General features: G+C 72.2%; 13 protein-coding genes. 7 read left to right on the top strand and 6 right to left on the bottom strand.

Annotation, left to right across the window (positions count from 1 at the left end):
- Positions 1–13: 13 nt before the first annotated feature.
- From AB0I52_RS25845 to AB0I52_RS25835, 3 genes are read right to left on the bottom strand one after another with little or no spacing between them, the layout of a single operon-like run.
- Positions 14–1,039 carry a methionine synthase gene (locus AB0I52_RS25845; protein ID WP_363076388.1) on the bottom strand — a complete coding sequence of 342 codons (1,026 nt, stop codon included), beginning with the start codon at positions 1,037–1,039 and terminating at the stop codon, positions 14–16.
- A gap of 34 nt (positions 1,040–1,073) precedes the next feature.
- Entirely contained in the window at positions 1,074–1,763 is a 690-nt protein-coding gene (locus AB0I52_RS25840) for an SDR family oxidoreductase (RefSeq protein WP_363076386.1), read from the bottom strand.
- Between the two features lie 39 nt (positions 1,764–1,802).
- Complete coding sequence (locus tag AB0I52_RS25835; RefSeq protein WP_363076384.1) at positions 1,803–2,342, bottom strand: TIGR00730 family Rossman fold protein; 540 nt, start codon at positions 2,340–2,342, stop codon at positions 1,803–1,805.
- A gap of 77 nt (positions 2,343–2,419) precedes the next feature.
- On the opposite strand from AB0I52_RS25835, the gene AB0I52_RS25830 reads away from it, so the two are divergent.
- The gene (locus AB0I52_RS25830; protein ID WP_362962870.1) at positions 2,420–2,755 is read left to right on the top strand and encodes a DUF427 domain-containing protein; all 336 of its coding nucleotides are present in this window, start codon (positions 2,420–2,422) and stop codon (positions 2,753–2,755) included.
- A 120-nt stretch (positions 2,756–2,875) separates the two neighbouring features.
- The gene (locus tag AB0I52_RS25825; protein WP_363076382.1) at positions 2,876–3,676 is read left to right on the top strand and encodes an alpha/beta fold hydrolase; all 801 of its coding nucleotides are present in this window, start codon (positions 2,876–2,878) and stop codon (positions 3,674–3,676) included.
- A gap of 86 nt (positions 3,677–3,762) precedes the next feature.
- Here AB0I52_RS25825 and mnmA read toward each other — a convergent pair whose 3' ends face one another.
- Positions 3,763–4,893 carry a tRNA 2-thiouridine(34) synthase MnmA gene (gene mnmA / locus AB0I52_RS25820; RefSeq protein ID WP_363076380.1) on the bottom strand — a complete coding sequence of 377 codons (1,131 nt, stop codon included), beginning with the start codon at positions 4,891–4,893 and terminating at the stop codon, positions 3,763–3,765.
- 61 nt (positions 4,894–4,954) lie between these two features.
- Between mnmA and AB0I52_RS25815 the strand changes: the two genes are divergently transcribed.
- Complete coding sequence (locus tag AB0I52_RS25815; protein ID WP_363076378.1) at positions 4,955–5,623, top strand: N-acetylmuramoyl-L-alanine amidase; 669 nt, start codon at positions 4,955–4,957, stop codon at positions 5,621–5,623.
- 156 nt (positions 5,624–5,779) lie between these two features.
- Here AB0I52_RS25815 and AB0I52_RS25810 read toward each other — a convergent pair whose 3' ends face one another.
- Both AB0I52_RS25810 and AB0I52_RS25805 read right to left on the bottom strand, forming a co-directional pair.
- On the bottom strand, positions 5,780–6,442 hold the full coding sequence (locus AB0I52_RS25810) for a response regulator transcription factor (protein WP_363076376.1): 663 nt from the start codon (positions 6,440–6,442) through the stop codon (positions 5,780–5,782).
- Positions 6,430–7,545 (bottom strand): hypothetical protein, encoded by a 1,116-nt coding sequence (locus AB0I52_RS25805; RefSeq protein WP_363076374.1) that lies wholly within the window; start codon positions 7,543–7,545, stop codon positions 6,430–6,432. Before AB0I52_RS25805 ends, AB0I52_RS25810 begins: the two co-directional genes overlap by 13 nt.
- Positions 7,546–7,952: 407 nt before the next feature.
- Between AB0I52_RS25805 and lanL the strand changes: the two genes are divergently transcribed.
- From lanL to AB0I52_RS25785, 4 genes are all read left to right on the top strand, one after another.
- Entirely contained in the window at positions 7,953–10,805 is a 2,853-nt protein-coding gene (lanL, locus tag AB0I52_RS25800; RefSeq protein ID WP_363076372.1) for a class IV lanthionine synthetase LanL, read from the top strand.
- Positions 10,802–12,652: an alpha/beta fold hydrolase gene (locus tag AB0I52_RS25795; RefSeq protein WP_363076370.1), complete on the top strand. Its 1,851-nt coding sequence runs from the start codon at positions 10,802–10,804 to the stop codon at positions 12,650–12,652. The genes lanL and AB0I52_RS25795 overlap by 4 nt, the downstream gene beginning before the upstream one ends.
- Positions 12,653–12,707: 55 nt before the next feature.
- On the top strand, positions 12,708–12,824 hold the full coding sequence (locus tag AB0I52_RS25790; RefSeq protein ID WP_362962886.1) for an ALQxL family class IV lanthipeptide: 117 nt from the start codon (positions 12,708–12,710) through the stop codon (positions 12,822–12,824).
- 73 nt (positions 12,825–12,897) lie between these two features.
- The gene (locus tag AB0I52_RS25785; RefSeq protein ID WP_362962886.1) at positions 12,898–13,014 is read left to right on the top strand and encodes an ALQxL family class IV lanthipeptide; all 117 of its coding nucleotides are present in this window, start codon (positions 12,898–12,900) and stop codon (positions 13,012–13,014) included.
- Positions 13,015–13,034: the final 20 nt, after the last annotated feature.

The raw sequence follows: 13,034 nt of genomic DNA, 5'->3' as shown, positions 1-13,034 counted from the left end.
ACCCAGTGCCCCGTTACTCAGGGTTGTCTGCGAGCGATCTCGCGGCCCGGCCGCAGTGGGCGAGCGCGGCCCGTGCGTACGCGGGCGACGCACCCGCGAGCCCGCACGAGGGCGTGATGACCACGGACTCGGTCAGAGTCCCCGGATTCAGCCCCAGCCTGCGCCACAGCGTCCTGACACCTATGACGCTACCGCCCGGGTCCGACAATCCGCCCGAGGCCGGGTCGGTGCCCGGCACCACCCCGAGGAACAACTGGGTCCCGCCCTCGACGGCTTCCCCGATCGCCTCCTCCTCACGCTCGGTGAGCAGGGAGAAGTCGAACGAGATGCCGTCCGCCCCGGCCCGGCGCAGCAGCGCGAACGGCACCTCGGGCGCACAGGTGTGGACGACCGAGGCGTCCTCGCCCGCCGCGCCCAGCACCTCGCGCAGGGTGGACTCGACGAGCTGGCGGTCGACCGCCCGGTAGGTGCGGTAGCCGCTCGCCGTCCTGACCCGCCCCAGGAGAACCCCGGTCAGGGACGGTTCGTCGAGCTGGAGGATCACCCGGGCGCCGGGCATCCGCCGCCGTACCTCGGCGAGGTGGTCGCGCAGCCCCTCCGCCAGCGAGTCCGCCAGGTCGCGGCAGGCGCCCGGGTCACCGAGCACCGCCTCGCCGCCCCGGCGCTCCAGCGCGGCAGCCAGCGTCCAGGGGCCGACGGCCTGCACCTTGAGCGGGCCCTCGTAGCCCTGGGTGAACTCCTCCAGCGCGTCGAGGTCCTCGCCGAGCCAGGATCGGGCCCGGCGGGTGTCGCGCCCCGGCCGGTCGCTGATCCGCCAGCCGCTCGGCTCGACGTGTCCGTACATTTCGACGAGCAGCCCGATGGTCCGTCCGATCATGTCCGCACCCGGTCCGCGCGCGGGCAGTTCCGCCAGGTACGGCACGCCCTGGCCGTCCCCGAAGGAGCCGGTGACGGTCTTCGCCGCCTCCCGTGCGTCCCCTCCGGGCATCGAACCGATTCCGGTGGCCGGGCACCCGCTGAACTTGCTCTTCTCGCTCACGCGGGAAGCCTACGGCGGTTCGCCGTCCGTGCCGTCAGCGGCCGGGGCGGACCGTGAGGTCGTTGACCTCGGCGTCGCGCGGCAGGTCGATCGCCATCAGGATGGTGGTGGCGACCGACTCCGGGTCGATCCAGCGCTCGGGGTCGTACTCCTTGCCCTCCTGCTGGTGGACCTTGGCCTGCATGGGGCTCGCGGTGCGCCCGGGGTAGACGGACGTCACCCGGACCCCGTTGCCGTGCTCCTCGTGGCGCAGCGAGTCGGCCAGTGCCTTCAGCCCGTGCTTGCTCGCCGCGTAGGCGCTCCACTCGGCGTGGGCGGCGAGCCCGGCGCCGGAGTTGACGAAGAGGACGTGTCCCTGGGCGACGCGCAGTTGCGGCAGGAAGAGCCGGGTCAGTTCGGCCGGGGCCACGAGGTTGGCGTTGAGCTGGAGGTGCCAGGCCTTGGGCGTGAGCTCGCCGACCCGGCCGAGCTCGACGACGCCCGCGATGTGCATCAGGGAGTCGAGCCGCTCCGGCATCGGCTGCTGGGCGAAGGCCCAGGAGAGCCGGTCCGGGTTGGAGAGGTCGCCGACGATCGTGCGGGCGCCGGGGTGCAGCGCGGCGAGTTCCTTGGCGCGGCCCGCGTCACGAGCCAGGAGTACGAGATCGTCCCCGCGCTCGGTGAGGCGGCGGGCGACTGCTGCGCCGATGCCGGAACCGGCGCCGGTGATGAGGTGAGTGGACATGCGCCCATCGTCGCACCCGTCCACCCCGGCGCCGGCACATCACTGCAGGCCGGACCACTCCTCCAGGTAGGCCAGGGCGCCCACCCCGTCCTTCGCGAAGAACACCAGGTCGGTCAGCGGGAGCGGCAGGAAGCCCTCGTCCTCCATGCGCTGGAACTGCTGGCGCAGGCCGTCGTAGAAGCCCGCCGTGTTGAGCAGCACGACCGGCTTGGTGTGCTTGCCGTGCTTCTTCAGCTCCAGGATCTCGGTGGCCTCGTCGAGCGTGCCGGTGCCGCCCACCATGATCACGACGGCGTCGGCCTTCTCCAGGAGGAGCGCCTTGCGCTCGGCGAGATCGCTTGCGATCACCATCTCGTCGGCGTTGGTGCGTGCCTTCGCGGCCAGGAAGTCCACCGACACCCCGACCAGCTTCCCGCCCGACTCCTGCACCCCGTCGGCCACGACCTTCATCAGCCCGCTCTCCGAGCCGCCCCAGACCAGAGTGTGCCCGCCGCGGCCCAGCAGTTCGGCGAATTCGCGGGCGGGCCGGGTGTAGCGCTCGTCGAGGTCGGCGGCGGAGAGGAATACGCAGATCTTCATGGCGTCCACGGTAGGACCCGTCACTGACAGCCGTGCCGCCGGGGAAGAAACGGGAGTGCTGCGCCGCTGAGAAACACATGACTGCCACCCGAGGACATCTCATCACCGTCGAGCCCGGCACCGAGCATGTGCGTGTGGTCCGCGAGGGCGTGCTGCTCGCCGAGAGCCGGCGCCCGCTCGTCCTGCGCGAGACCGGCTGTCCGGTCCGGTACTACCTGCCTCCCGAGGATGTCAGGACCGAGCTGCTGACCGCGTCGGACACCCGCACCCACTGCCCGTTCAAGGGGGACGCGTCCTACTGGTCGCTGCCGGACGCGGCGGATCTGGTCTGGGCGTACCCGGAGCCGAAGGAGGAAGTCGCCGCGATCAAGGACCACTTCTGCTTCTACGACACCGAGGCCGTCGCGTCCTGACCCTCGACCGACGCCAGTTGACCTGACGTCACACACCGTCCTGAGCTGCGGAGAAGAGAAATCTCAAATCTTCTTCGCGTCCGGCGATGAGTTTCCGGACGCCCCGCAGTCCACCTTCACATGGACAAGACTCTCTCCCGCGACGGCACCCTGATCGCGTACCGGTGCCGGGGTGAAGGCCCCCCGGTGATCCTGGTGAGCGGGGCACTGGGCACGGCCGCGACCGAGGCGCCGCTGGCCCGTCTGCTGGCGCCGCGCTTCCATGTCGTCACGTACGACAGGCGCGGCCGGGGCGACAGCGGTGACAGCGCCCCGTACGCGGTGGAGCGCGAGATCGAGGACCTGAGCGCGGTCGCCGAGGCGGTGGGCGGCCGCCCCTCCGTGTTCGGCACCGGGGCCGGCGGCGCGCTGGCCCTGGAGGCGCAGGCCGCCGGGCTCCCGGTGAACCTGCTCGCGGTGCACGAGCCGCCGTACACCCCCGGCGCCGCCGGTCTGCGGTTCAAGGCGGACTGCACGGCCCGGCTGCACCGGCTGCTGTCCGCCGGGGACCGGGGCGGGGCGGTGGAGCTGTTCCTGTCCGTGACGGGCGTCCCGGCCGATCTGATCGCCAGGATGCGGAGTGCGCCGCTGTGGCGGAGTCTTGAGTCCGTAGCGCACACCCTGGCGTACGACGACTCGCTGCTCGGTGACGGCACGGTGCCGGCCGAGCGGTTCGCCTCCGTCCGGGCGCGGACCCTGGTGGTCAGCGGCGGCTTCAGCCCGGCCTCCGCACGGGCGGCGACCCGGCTGCTGGCGGACGCCCTCCCCCGGGGCCGCCACCGCACGCTGACGGGCCAGGCCCGGGAGCTGGCGCCGCAGGCGGTCGCTCCGGTGCTGGCGGAGTTCTTCACCCGGAACGCGCACGTGGGCCAGGCGTCCTGAGGGGGGCCTGAAAGCACTCCGCGCGGCCACGCCCGTACAGGGGTCGGGCGTTTCCGCGCGGAGTCCAAGCGGTGGGCCGGGGTGGCTCAGCCCGCGGCGGCCGTCTCGCGGCGCACCGTCGTCGCGATCGTCGCGGAGCCGACCACCCGGGTGCCGTCGTACAGCACGACCGCCTGGCCCGGGGCCACCCCTCGCACCGGCTCGGTGAACGAGACGCTGAGGGTCCCGTCGAGCAGTTCGGCCGTCACCTCGGTCTCACCGCCGTGGGCGCGCAGCTGGGCGGTGTACGTGCCCGTGCCGGCCGGCGGGGTGCCGCACCAGCGGGGCTTGATCGCGGTCAGCGCGGTCACGTCCAGGGCCTCGATGGGGCCGACGGTGACCGTGTTGTTCACCGGGGAGATGTCCAGGACGTAGCGCGGCTTGCCGTCGGCCGCGGGGTGGCCGATGCGCAGGCCCTTGCGCTGGCCGATGGTGAAGCCGAAGGCGCCCTCGTGGGTGCCGAGCTTGGCACCGGACTCGTCGAGGATGTCGCCCTGCGCCGTGCCGCCGAGGCGGTCCGCGAGGAAGCCCTGGGTGTCGCCGTCGGCGATGAAGCAGATGTCGTGGCTGTCGGGCTTCTTGGCGACGGCCAGGCCACGGCGCTCGGCCTCGGCGCGGATCTCGTCCTTGGTGGTGAGGGTGTCGCCGAGCGGGAACATGGCGTGGGCGAGCTGTCGCTCGTCCAGGACGCCCAGCACATAGCTCTGGTCCTTGGCCATGTCGGAGGCGCGGTGCAGCTCACGGGTGCCGTCGGCGGCGAGGACCACGGTGGCGTAGTGGCCGGTGCAGACCGCGTCGAAGCCCAGGGCGAGGGCCTTGTCGAGCAGTGCCGCGAACTTGATCTTCTCGTTGCAGCGCAGGCACGGGTTGGGGGTGCGGCCGGCCTCGTACTCCGCGACGAAGTCCTCCACGACGTCCTCGCGGAAGCGTTCCGCCAGGTCCCAGACGTAGAAGGGGATACCGATGACGTCCGCGGCGCGGCGGGCGTCACGGGAGTCCTCGATCGTGCAACAGCCTCGGGCTCCGGTCCGGAAGGACTGCGGGTTCGCGGAGAGGGCGAGGTGCACACCGGTCACGTCGTGTCCCGCCTCGGCGGCGCGGGCCGCGGCGACTGCGGAGTCGACACCGCCCGACATGGCGGCGAGGACACGGAGGGGGCGCTGGGAAGTCTGAGTCATAGCTCCACCAGGGTACGGGGCACCGGGAACGGAATGCTCATGGATATGCGTTGTCGATCACATGGGGACCAAGGGCACGACGGGCGCCGAGGGATCCGGCGCCGGCATCAGCCGGCGTTCGGTGCTGATCGGCGGTGCCGTCACCGCGGTCGGCACGGCGGCGCTGGCCCGGGACCGGCTGAAAAGTGCCTGGTGGCGGCTGCCGGGAGTGGAGAAGCCCCGTACGCCGGGCGCGGTGGACTACGCGCGGGCCGAGTGGACGGCGGCGTCCCCGTCGAACTGGCGGCGGGCGGACCGCCCCGACGACTACGGCATCGACCGGGTCGTCATCCACGTCACCCAGGGCAGTTTCCAGAGCGCGGTCAGGGTCTTCCAGGACCCGGGGCACGGTGCGGCGGCGCACTACGTGGTGCGCAAGGACGGTCATGTGGCGCAGATGATCCGCGAGCTGGACGTGGCGTTCCACGCGGGGAACCGCTCGTACAACGAACGCAGTGTCGGCATCGAGCACGAGGGCTTCGTGGACCGCCCGCAGGACTTCACGGCGGCGATGTACGGGGCGTCCGCCCGGCTGACCGCGGCGATATGCGGGCGGTACGGGATACCGGTGGACCGCAAGCACATCATCGGGCACGTGGAGGTGCCGGGCGCCGATCACACGGACCCGGGCAAGCACTGGGACTGGGACCGGTACATGAAGCTGGTCCGGGCGGCGGACCGCGCCCGGTGACGGTGCCGGCCCGTCCTCGATCGCCGGACGGGCTCAGGAGATGTCCTCGACCGGCGGACCGGCCCGGATTCGGCTGAGCCCCGCAAGCGGTGAGAGCCACAGCCCCCAGGGGCCGAGCCGCCGGCCGCGGAGCGCCGGCGGTGCCGGGGCCGCGCTTCAGTGCTGCGGTGGCGCACCGGAGCGGATGCCCGGGAGGAACCAGCCGTCCTCCCGCACACGGAGCGACAGGTCGATCTTGGTGTACGTCGGCCGGCCCACCTGCTGGTACTTGTCCTTGACCCGGTCGAGGTAGTACTTCGCGGTGTTCGGGCTGATACCGGCCCGTCGGGCGGTCGCCTTCAGCGTGAGGCCCGAGGCGTACCCGACGAGCACTTCCCGTTCCTTCGGTGAGAGCCTGGGCCGGTCCGGGCTGTAGGCCCAGGCGAACGCGAGCTCCGGGGAGTGCGCGGTGCGGCCCGCCGCGATCTCCTCGATCGCGGCGACGAGGACGGACAGGTCGTGGTCCTTGGTGAGATAGCCATCGGCCCCGTCCGCCATGGCGGCGATGATCCGGTCGCGGTCAGCCACCACGCTGATCATCAGGACCCGGCTGCCGAACCCGCGGATCCGGCGGATGTTCTCGGCGGGCCGGCTGCCGTCGCGCAGCATCAGGTCCAGCAGGACGACATCCGCCGGCCCCTGCCACTCCTCGAGCAGTTCGCTCACCGTGCAGGCGCGGCCCACGAGCCGCAGGCCGGGCACGTTCCCGAGCCACGAGCGGATCCCGTCGAGCAGCATGCGGTCGTCGTCGACCACCGCCACCGTGATCACCCCGGCCATCGGAGCTCCACACTGACACCCTCGCCGGGGGCACCGTCCACCGTGCAGCGGCCGCCGATCTCGCGCATCCGCCCGTGCACCGAGCGGGTGAGCCCGAGTCCCGGGGCGGCCCGGCCGGGGACGAGACCGTGTCCCTGGTCGACCACGGCGACGGTCAGCCGGCCGGAATCGCCGGTGACGGTCAGGTACGCGTGCCCGGTCCCGGCGTGCCGCCGGACGTTGTTCAGCGCCTCCGTGACCGCGTCCGCCATGGCGCGGGCTATGTCCGCGGGCACCGAGGGCAGTTCGTGGTACCTGGCGGTCACCCGGAGACCAAGGGATTCCGCGGACCGTACGGACTCCTCAAGGGCGGTGAATATCTCCGAACCGGTTTCCTGGTCGCCGGTCTGCTCGACCAGCCTCCTCAGGTACGCGGCCTCGCGGGCACAGCGGCGCCGTACCTCGTTCGTTCCGGCGTCGACACCGCCGGCGATCGCCGTCAGGGTCGCCAGCACCGTGTCGTGCAGGGCCCGGTGGTGTTTGATCCGCTCCGCGTACCGCGCCCGCTGCGCCTCGGCGGCCAGTGCGCGATCGTTGGCCGCGTCGAGCAACGTGCCCTGTCTGCGGAGGTACCACCAGAGCACTCTGGAGATCACCGCGGAGAAGACCAGTGCGTTCAGATGCGCTCCGATGACCGCCGTATCGGCGGCGACCGCGACGTAGCCGCTCGCATGCGTCACCAACAGCAGCACGATGGCGGTCGCGGCCGCACGCCGGCGCAGGCCGACCGTCGCGAGCGCGGCCGACGAACCGCCCAGCAGCATGACCCACGCGATCGACTCCGATGCCCGCGCCCCGCCCCACGCGTACGCGACGAAGGGCAATAAGGAACCGGTGACGAGGACGTCCAGCCACACGACCCAGGGACCCGGGCAGCCGCGTCGCCTGGTGTCGGCGAACACCACGGCGCTGCACGCCAGGACGGCGCCCAGCATCGCCCACTGCACCGGGCGATGCCGCTGGTGCTGGAGAACGGCGGAGATCCCTGCCACGAGATGGCTTCCGCGATAGAGCGCGGTCGCCAGAACCATGGAGGTCTGCGCACGGTGGAGCGCCATTTTCATCGTCCCGCATACCTTCCCGACCGCTGTCCGCAAGCCCCCCTGAACGGGTGGTACACCGGTACGCGACGCAGCTATACCGTCACACGTGGAGATCGGGGGGGTCTTCGCGCACACGATATGCACGACTGGCGCATTGTCGCCACACATTGCCCAGGAAGTACGTTTCCTCATCAACAGGCCTGCTCCAAGCGGAAGTTGCCGCCTCAATCGGGGCGGTCGACCTCATGGACGGCGTACCGGACCCGATCGCCCCCCGGGCGGGTTCCCACGACGCGATCACAACGGCTCACCGTGCCCGCACACGGTCGGTTCCCAGCTCCCCTCCAGTCAGTTCTTCTCCAGCTCCCCCGCCATGCCCGCCGGAGTCCGCCGGCGTGCGACGGCGCCGTACTCCGGAAGGAATCTCCGTGGCCGATGACGGTGTGACGAGCAGCGACCCCACGTACTTCGTGTCGGATACCACCCTGCTGCCCGGGATCGTCGAGGGCGTTCTGCACCGAGCCGACGCGAAGGACTGGACCGTGCGGGCCGGTGCCTTCTGGTGCTCGGTCCGTCCGGACGGGCACGAGTCGGACGAGCAGGGCTGGAAGCTGCACCTCTCCGCCACACCGCTGTCGGCGGCGCTGGTCCTCGCCGTGGCGAGTGAGGTGCTGATCGAGGAGCGGGCCTCCTTCAAGTTCGCGGGCACCGTCGAACGGATCACGGAACTGACGGGCGCTCAGGCGGACCGCGGGAGCGGCGGCAAGTTCATCACCGTGTACCCGGACGGACCCGGCCATTTCCGTCGGCTCGCACGGAGACTGCACGAAGCCACGGACGGCCTGCGGGGGCCGGGCATCCTCTCCGACCGGCGCTACCGCCCCGACAGTCTCGTGCACTACCGCTACGGCGTGTTCAACGGCGTGCGGACCATGACGAACGACGGCAGCGTGGAGGTCAGGCTGAGGCGCCCGGACGGCGGCCTGGAAGAGGACCGGCGCAAGGCGTGGGTCACCACTCCCGCCTGGGCACCCGAGCCCTTCCCCCTCTCCGTGCCGGAGCCGCCCGCCGCTCCCACGAGGACGGCGGCGCCCGTACCGGCGGCCACCACGGCGAAGCCCCCCGCACCGGCGAAGCGGACCGTGGTCCTGCTCAACGGCCGGTACACCGTCAGCAAGGCCATCCGGCACGCCTACAAGGGCGGCGTGTACTTCGCGACGGACCGGGACACCCGGCAGGACGTGGTCATCAAGGAAGCCCGGCCCCACGTCGGTGTCCGGATCGACGGCACCGACCTCCAGGACACCCTCCGGTACGAGGCCGGGATGCTGGACCTGCTGGCGCCCCTCGGTTTCACCCCGCGGGCGATCGAGACGTTCGCCCAGGGCGGGAACCTGTTCCTGGTACAGGAACAGGTGACGGGGCAGACCCTGCGCAAGTGGGTGTCCGGGAATCCGTGCCCGGGAATGGCCGAGTTCCTGCATCTGGCACACCAGATCCTCGATGTGGTGGCCGGGGTCCACGGGACCGGCCACGTACTGCGTGATCTGTCCCCCAACAACCTCATGGTCACCTCCGACGGGCGGGTGAGGCTGATCGACGTCGAACTCCTGGCACCGCAGGGGGTACCGACCCGTCGCGGCTACACCCCGGGATACGCCGGACCGGAGCTCACCTCGCTGACCGGACGCGCGTTCACCACCCCGGAGTACGAAGGGGACCTGTACAGCCTCGGCGCCGTACTCCTGTACCTGGCGACCGGAGTGGATCCGCTCCTCCCGGCGGACGTCCCGGACCCGCGACCCGCCGACGAGCGCATCCGGGCACTGGCCGCCCTGGCGGTGGCGGACCGCCCATGGGCCGCGCCACTGCTCCCGGCACTCCTGGCGCTGTGCGCCGCCGATCCCGCGGTCCGGTGGGAACTCACCCGGGTACGGGACTTCCTGACGGCGCTCCGGACGGCCGGCGCCGCCCCGGCGGCCAGGAGCGGACGGACCGATTCCGCCGGCTCACCGGATGTGCGGATCGGGGCGTCACAGCGGGACCGGCTGATATCCGACGGCCTCACCCACATGCTCCGCACCCGGGGGACGGGCCGGGAGGGTCATCTGTGGCCGCTGAGCGGATTCGGGGCGAGCACCGACCCGCTGAACGTGCAGTACGGAGCTGCCGGGGCCCTCGCGGTCATGACCCGGGGCGCCGCCGCGGCGGGATCCGGCGCCGGACTCCGCGACGGTGTCGCCGAGGTGACGGAGTGGATCCGGGAGCGGCTGTCCGATCCGGGGGCCGGGCGCACAGCCGACGGCGTGACCCTGCCCGGGCTTCACTTCGGCCGGTCGGGTACGGCGTGGGCGCTGCTGGACTCGGCACGGCTCCTCGGCGACGACGCCGTGACGGAGACCGCGATCCGCCTGGCCCTGGACGTCCCGGTCGACTGGCCCAACCGTGACATCTGCCATGGAGCGGCCGGTGCGGGCATGACCCAGCTGCACTTCTGGCGGACCACCGGGCAGACCGCGTTCCGGGACCGGGTCGTCGCCTGCGGCGAGACGCTCCTGGCCGCGGCGGAGAACCACCCCTGCGGTGTCATCTGGCCGATACCCGCCACCTTCGACTCCCAGCTCGCCGGCGCTCGCCACTACGGGTTCGCCCACGGTGTGGCGGGGATCGGCGCCTTCCTGCTGGCGGCGGGCCGGGCCACCGGTCGCGAGGACTTCGTGCAGATGGCGCACACGGCGGGCGACACACTGGCCGAGGCCGCCGAGGTGGAGAACGGACAGGCCTGGTGGCCTGCCGACGCCAAGGTCTCGGACGCGTCCCGGACCCCGCACTGGTGCACCGGTGCCTCCGGCGTGGGCACCTTCCTGATCCGCCTGTGGCAGGCCACCGGGCAGGCGCGCCACCGGGATCTCGCCGAACTCGGTGCGGCCACCGTGCGCGGCACGATGTGGCAGGCCTCCCCCGCCGCCTGCCACGGGCTCTCCGGGAACGCGGAATTCCTCCTGGACCTGGCGGCGGCCCTCGACGAACCGCGTTACCTGCGCTGGGCCATGGAACTCGCCGCGTGCGTCCACGCCCGCGCCGCCGTCCGGGACGGGCTGCTGGTGGTTCCCGACGAGACGCTGGAAGGGATCTCCATCGGGTACGGCACGGGGCTCGCAGGAGCCGTCGGCATGCTGTTGCGGCTGCGGGACGGCGGCAGCCGGCTGTGGATGCCGGACTCGCTCTCGCTGCCTGCCCCCGGTGAGCGTTCCGCCCCCGCCATGGCCGGTGCGTCGTGAACCGGCCGCGCAACCGGATCAGCTTCCGCTTCTCCTCGCGGGCGCGCCACGCGGCCTGCCTGGCCGACGTCGCGGACGGCGGGTTCGTCGCGCAGTGGTGGGACCTCGACGGCGAAGCCGGGGTGTGCCACCGGGAGACGGCCACGGCCGAGTCCACGTCCACCCAGCCGCTGCCGACCGACGACGGCCGGCTCCTCCTCCTGCGCAACGGCGTCGGCCGTCACCGACTCGTCCTGTGCGAACCGGCCGACGCCGGCCGGACGCAGTCGGTCACGGTCGAGGCGCAGGGGCTGAGGCTGGTCCCCGGCGGACCGATGGGCATCCTCGCACTGGCGATCGAGGCCGAGGCCCGCGGCCACACCCGGATATGGCAGGTCCGGGACACACCACTGCGGCTGGTCCGGCCCGTGTCCCTGCCCGGCCGGACAGCCGGCTTCTTCCCCCTGGACACCACCGGGCTCCGGTACGCGGCAGACCTCAGCCGGGACGGCGGGTGCCGGCCCGTCATCGTGGACCTCGCCGACGCGACCTGGTCCCCGATGCCGGCCCCGGCCGAGGCACGCGTCCACCGGCTCCTGCTGTCCGCACCGGGCTCCGGGCTGCTCCTGGTCGCCAGTGATGGCGGAGGGACCCTGCGCATCGGCCGTACGTCGGCCGGTGATCCCGCAGATGTGTGTTTCCCGGCCGGATTCGGCTCCCTGGACGGGGCGGTGCTGCCCCTGGCGGCGGATCCGTCCGGTGAACGGGTGGCCCTGCGGGTCACCAAGGGGGCCAAGGCGGACCTGGTCCTCTATGACGTGGCCGAGGACCGGTGGAGCCGGACCTGCCTGCCGTCCGGTGCGCTCCATCCCGTGGCCGGCTGGGGCGAGAAGGGGCTACGAGTGGTCTACTCGCACCCCTCCCACCCCACCGGCATCGTCACCGTGCCGACCGGTCCCACCGGCATCACCGGCGGGGCAACCGGCGCCGCGCCGGTCTCCGCGACGACCGCGCCGGCCGCCACGGCGGCCGGCGCGGTCCTCCCGGCAGCCTCCGGTGCCCGCACCGAGCGGTTCGACACCCCCGACGGAAGCCTGGAGGCGGTCTGCCTGGGTGACTGGCGGACCAGTGCGACTGTCGTGGTCGCCCTGCACGGCGGCCCCGAAGCCGCCTGGGAGCTGCGCTTCCAGCCGACCCTGCACCGCCTGATCGAGGCGGGGGCCGCAGTGGTGGCACCCAACCAGCGGGGCAGTACGGGGTACGGCCGCGCACACTCCGCCGCCATTCACGGCGCCTGGGGCGTCCCCGACCTGGCCGACATACGCAGCCTGGTCGGCACGCTGGCCGCACACCGGAGCACCGGGGCGGAACCTCCCGCGCTCCACGGTGTCAGCTACGGGGCCTTCCTCGCCCTGCTGGCCGTGAGCGCCGACCCATCGGCCTGGTCACGGTGCGCGGTGATCGCCCCCTTCCTGTCCGCGGCACGCCTGTACGCGCAGGCGGAGGCGCCCACCCGGGCCCTGATCGACCGGCACGGCCACGGCACCCCGCCCGACGACGAGTTGGGCGCGCGGGACGTCTGGGAGCTGGCCGGTCGCATCCGGACACCGCTGCTCGTCGTACACGGCGCCAACGACCTCACGGTGCCGGTGGAGCAGTCCCGGCTGCTGCGACAGCGACTCATCGAGGTGGGCAGGCGTGAGCACACCGACTTCGACTTCCTGGAGGTGGCGGGGTCGGGACACAGCCCACTGGAAGAAGCCGGTGGCGCCGAACTCGCCCGGCGGCTGGTGGCGTTCCTGGTCTCCGGGGACGCCACCGCCCCACCGCCCACCCCTGACCTCATGGCCGCTCACCCGGCCGTGTGACACCGCCGGACCCGGCGGTGCGCGACGACGAACCCGTGACTGGAGGTGAATCACCATGACGATCGACGTCAACGAGCTCCAGACCCTGGACGGCGAAGAGACCGCCGAGCTCAGCCAGTGCGCCGCGACCTGCACCTGGACCTGCTCCTGGACCAGCCTGGTCCAGCAGTAGGCGAAGGCACATGTGAGACCCCCGGGGAGTCGGACCGGCCGGCACCCCCGTACCACCGACGAAAGGACACGCCATGACGATCGACGTCAACGAGCTCCAGACCCTGGACGGCGAAGAGACCGCCGAGCTCAGCCAGTGCGCCGCGACCTGCACCTGGACCTGTTCCTGGACCAGCCTGGTCCAGCAGTAGCGACCATCCCGGGGGCGTGC

The sequence above is a fragment of the Streptomyces sp. NPDC050423 genome (assembly GCF_040655445.1).
Taxonomy (GTDB): Bacteria; Actinomycetota; Actinomycetes; order Streptomycetales; family Streptomycetaceae; genus Streptomyces.
Note: the sequence above shows the minus strand (reverse complement) of the source record. Positions and strands in the feature narration are given on the sequence as shown.

Coding starts and splice junctions, on each gene's coding strand:
- AB0I52_RS25790 (WP_362962886.1), top strand. CDS start 12,708: ATGACGATCGACGTCAACGAGCTCCAGACCCTGGACGGCGAAGAGACC.
- AB0I52_RS25805 (WP_363076374.1), bottom strand. CDS start 7,545: ATGAAAATGGCGCTCCACCGTGCGCAGACCTCCATGGTTCTGGCGACC.
- AB0I52_RS25830 (WP_362962870.1), top strand. CDS start 2,420: ATGACTGCCACCCGAGGACATCTCATCACCGTCGAGCCCGGCACCGAG.
- AB0I52_RS25835 (WP_363076384.1), bottom strand. CDS start 2,342: ATGAAGATCTGCGTATTCCTCTCCGCCGCCGACCTCGACGAGCGCTAC.
- AB0I52_RS25825 (WP_363076382.1), top strand. CDS start 2,876: ATGGACAAGACTCTCTCCCGCGACGGCACCCTGATCGCGTACCGGTGC.
- AB0I52_RS25840 (WP_363076386.1), bottom strand. CDS start 1,763: ATGTCCACTCACCTCATCACCGGCGCCGGTTCCGGCATCGGCGCAGCA.
- AB0I52_RS25810 (WP_363076376.1), bottom strand. CDS start 6,442: ATGGCCGGGGTGATCACGGTGGCGGTGGTCGACGACGACCGCATGCTG.
- AB0I52_RS25785 (WP_362962886.1), top strand. CDS start 12,898: ATGACGATCGACGTCAACGAGCTCCAGACCCTGGACGGCGAAGAGACC.
- AB0I52_RS25815 (WP_363076378.1), top strand. CDS start 4,955: ATGGGGACCAAGGGCACGACGGGCGCCGAGGGATCCGGCGCCGGCATC.
- mnmA (WP_363076380.1), bottom strand. CDS start 4,893: ATGACTCAGACTTCCCAGCGCCCCCTCCGTGTCCTCGCCGCCATGTCG.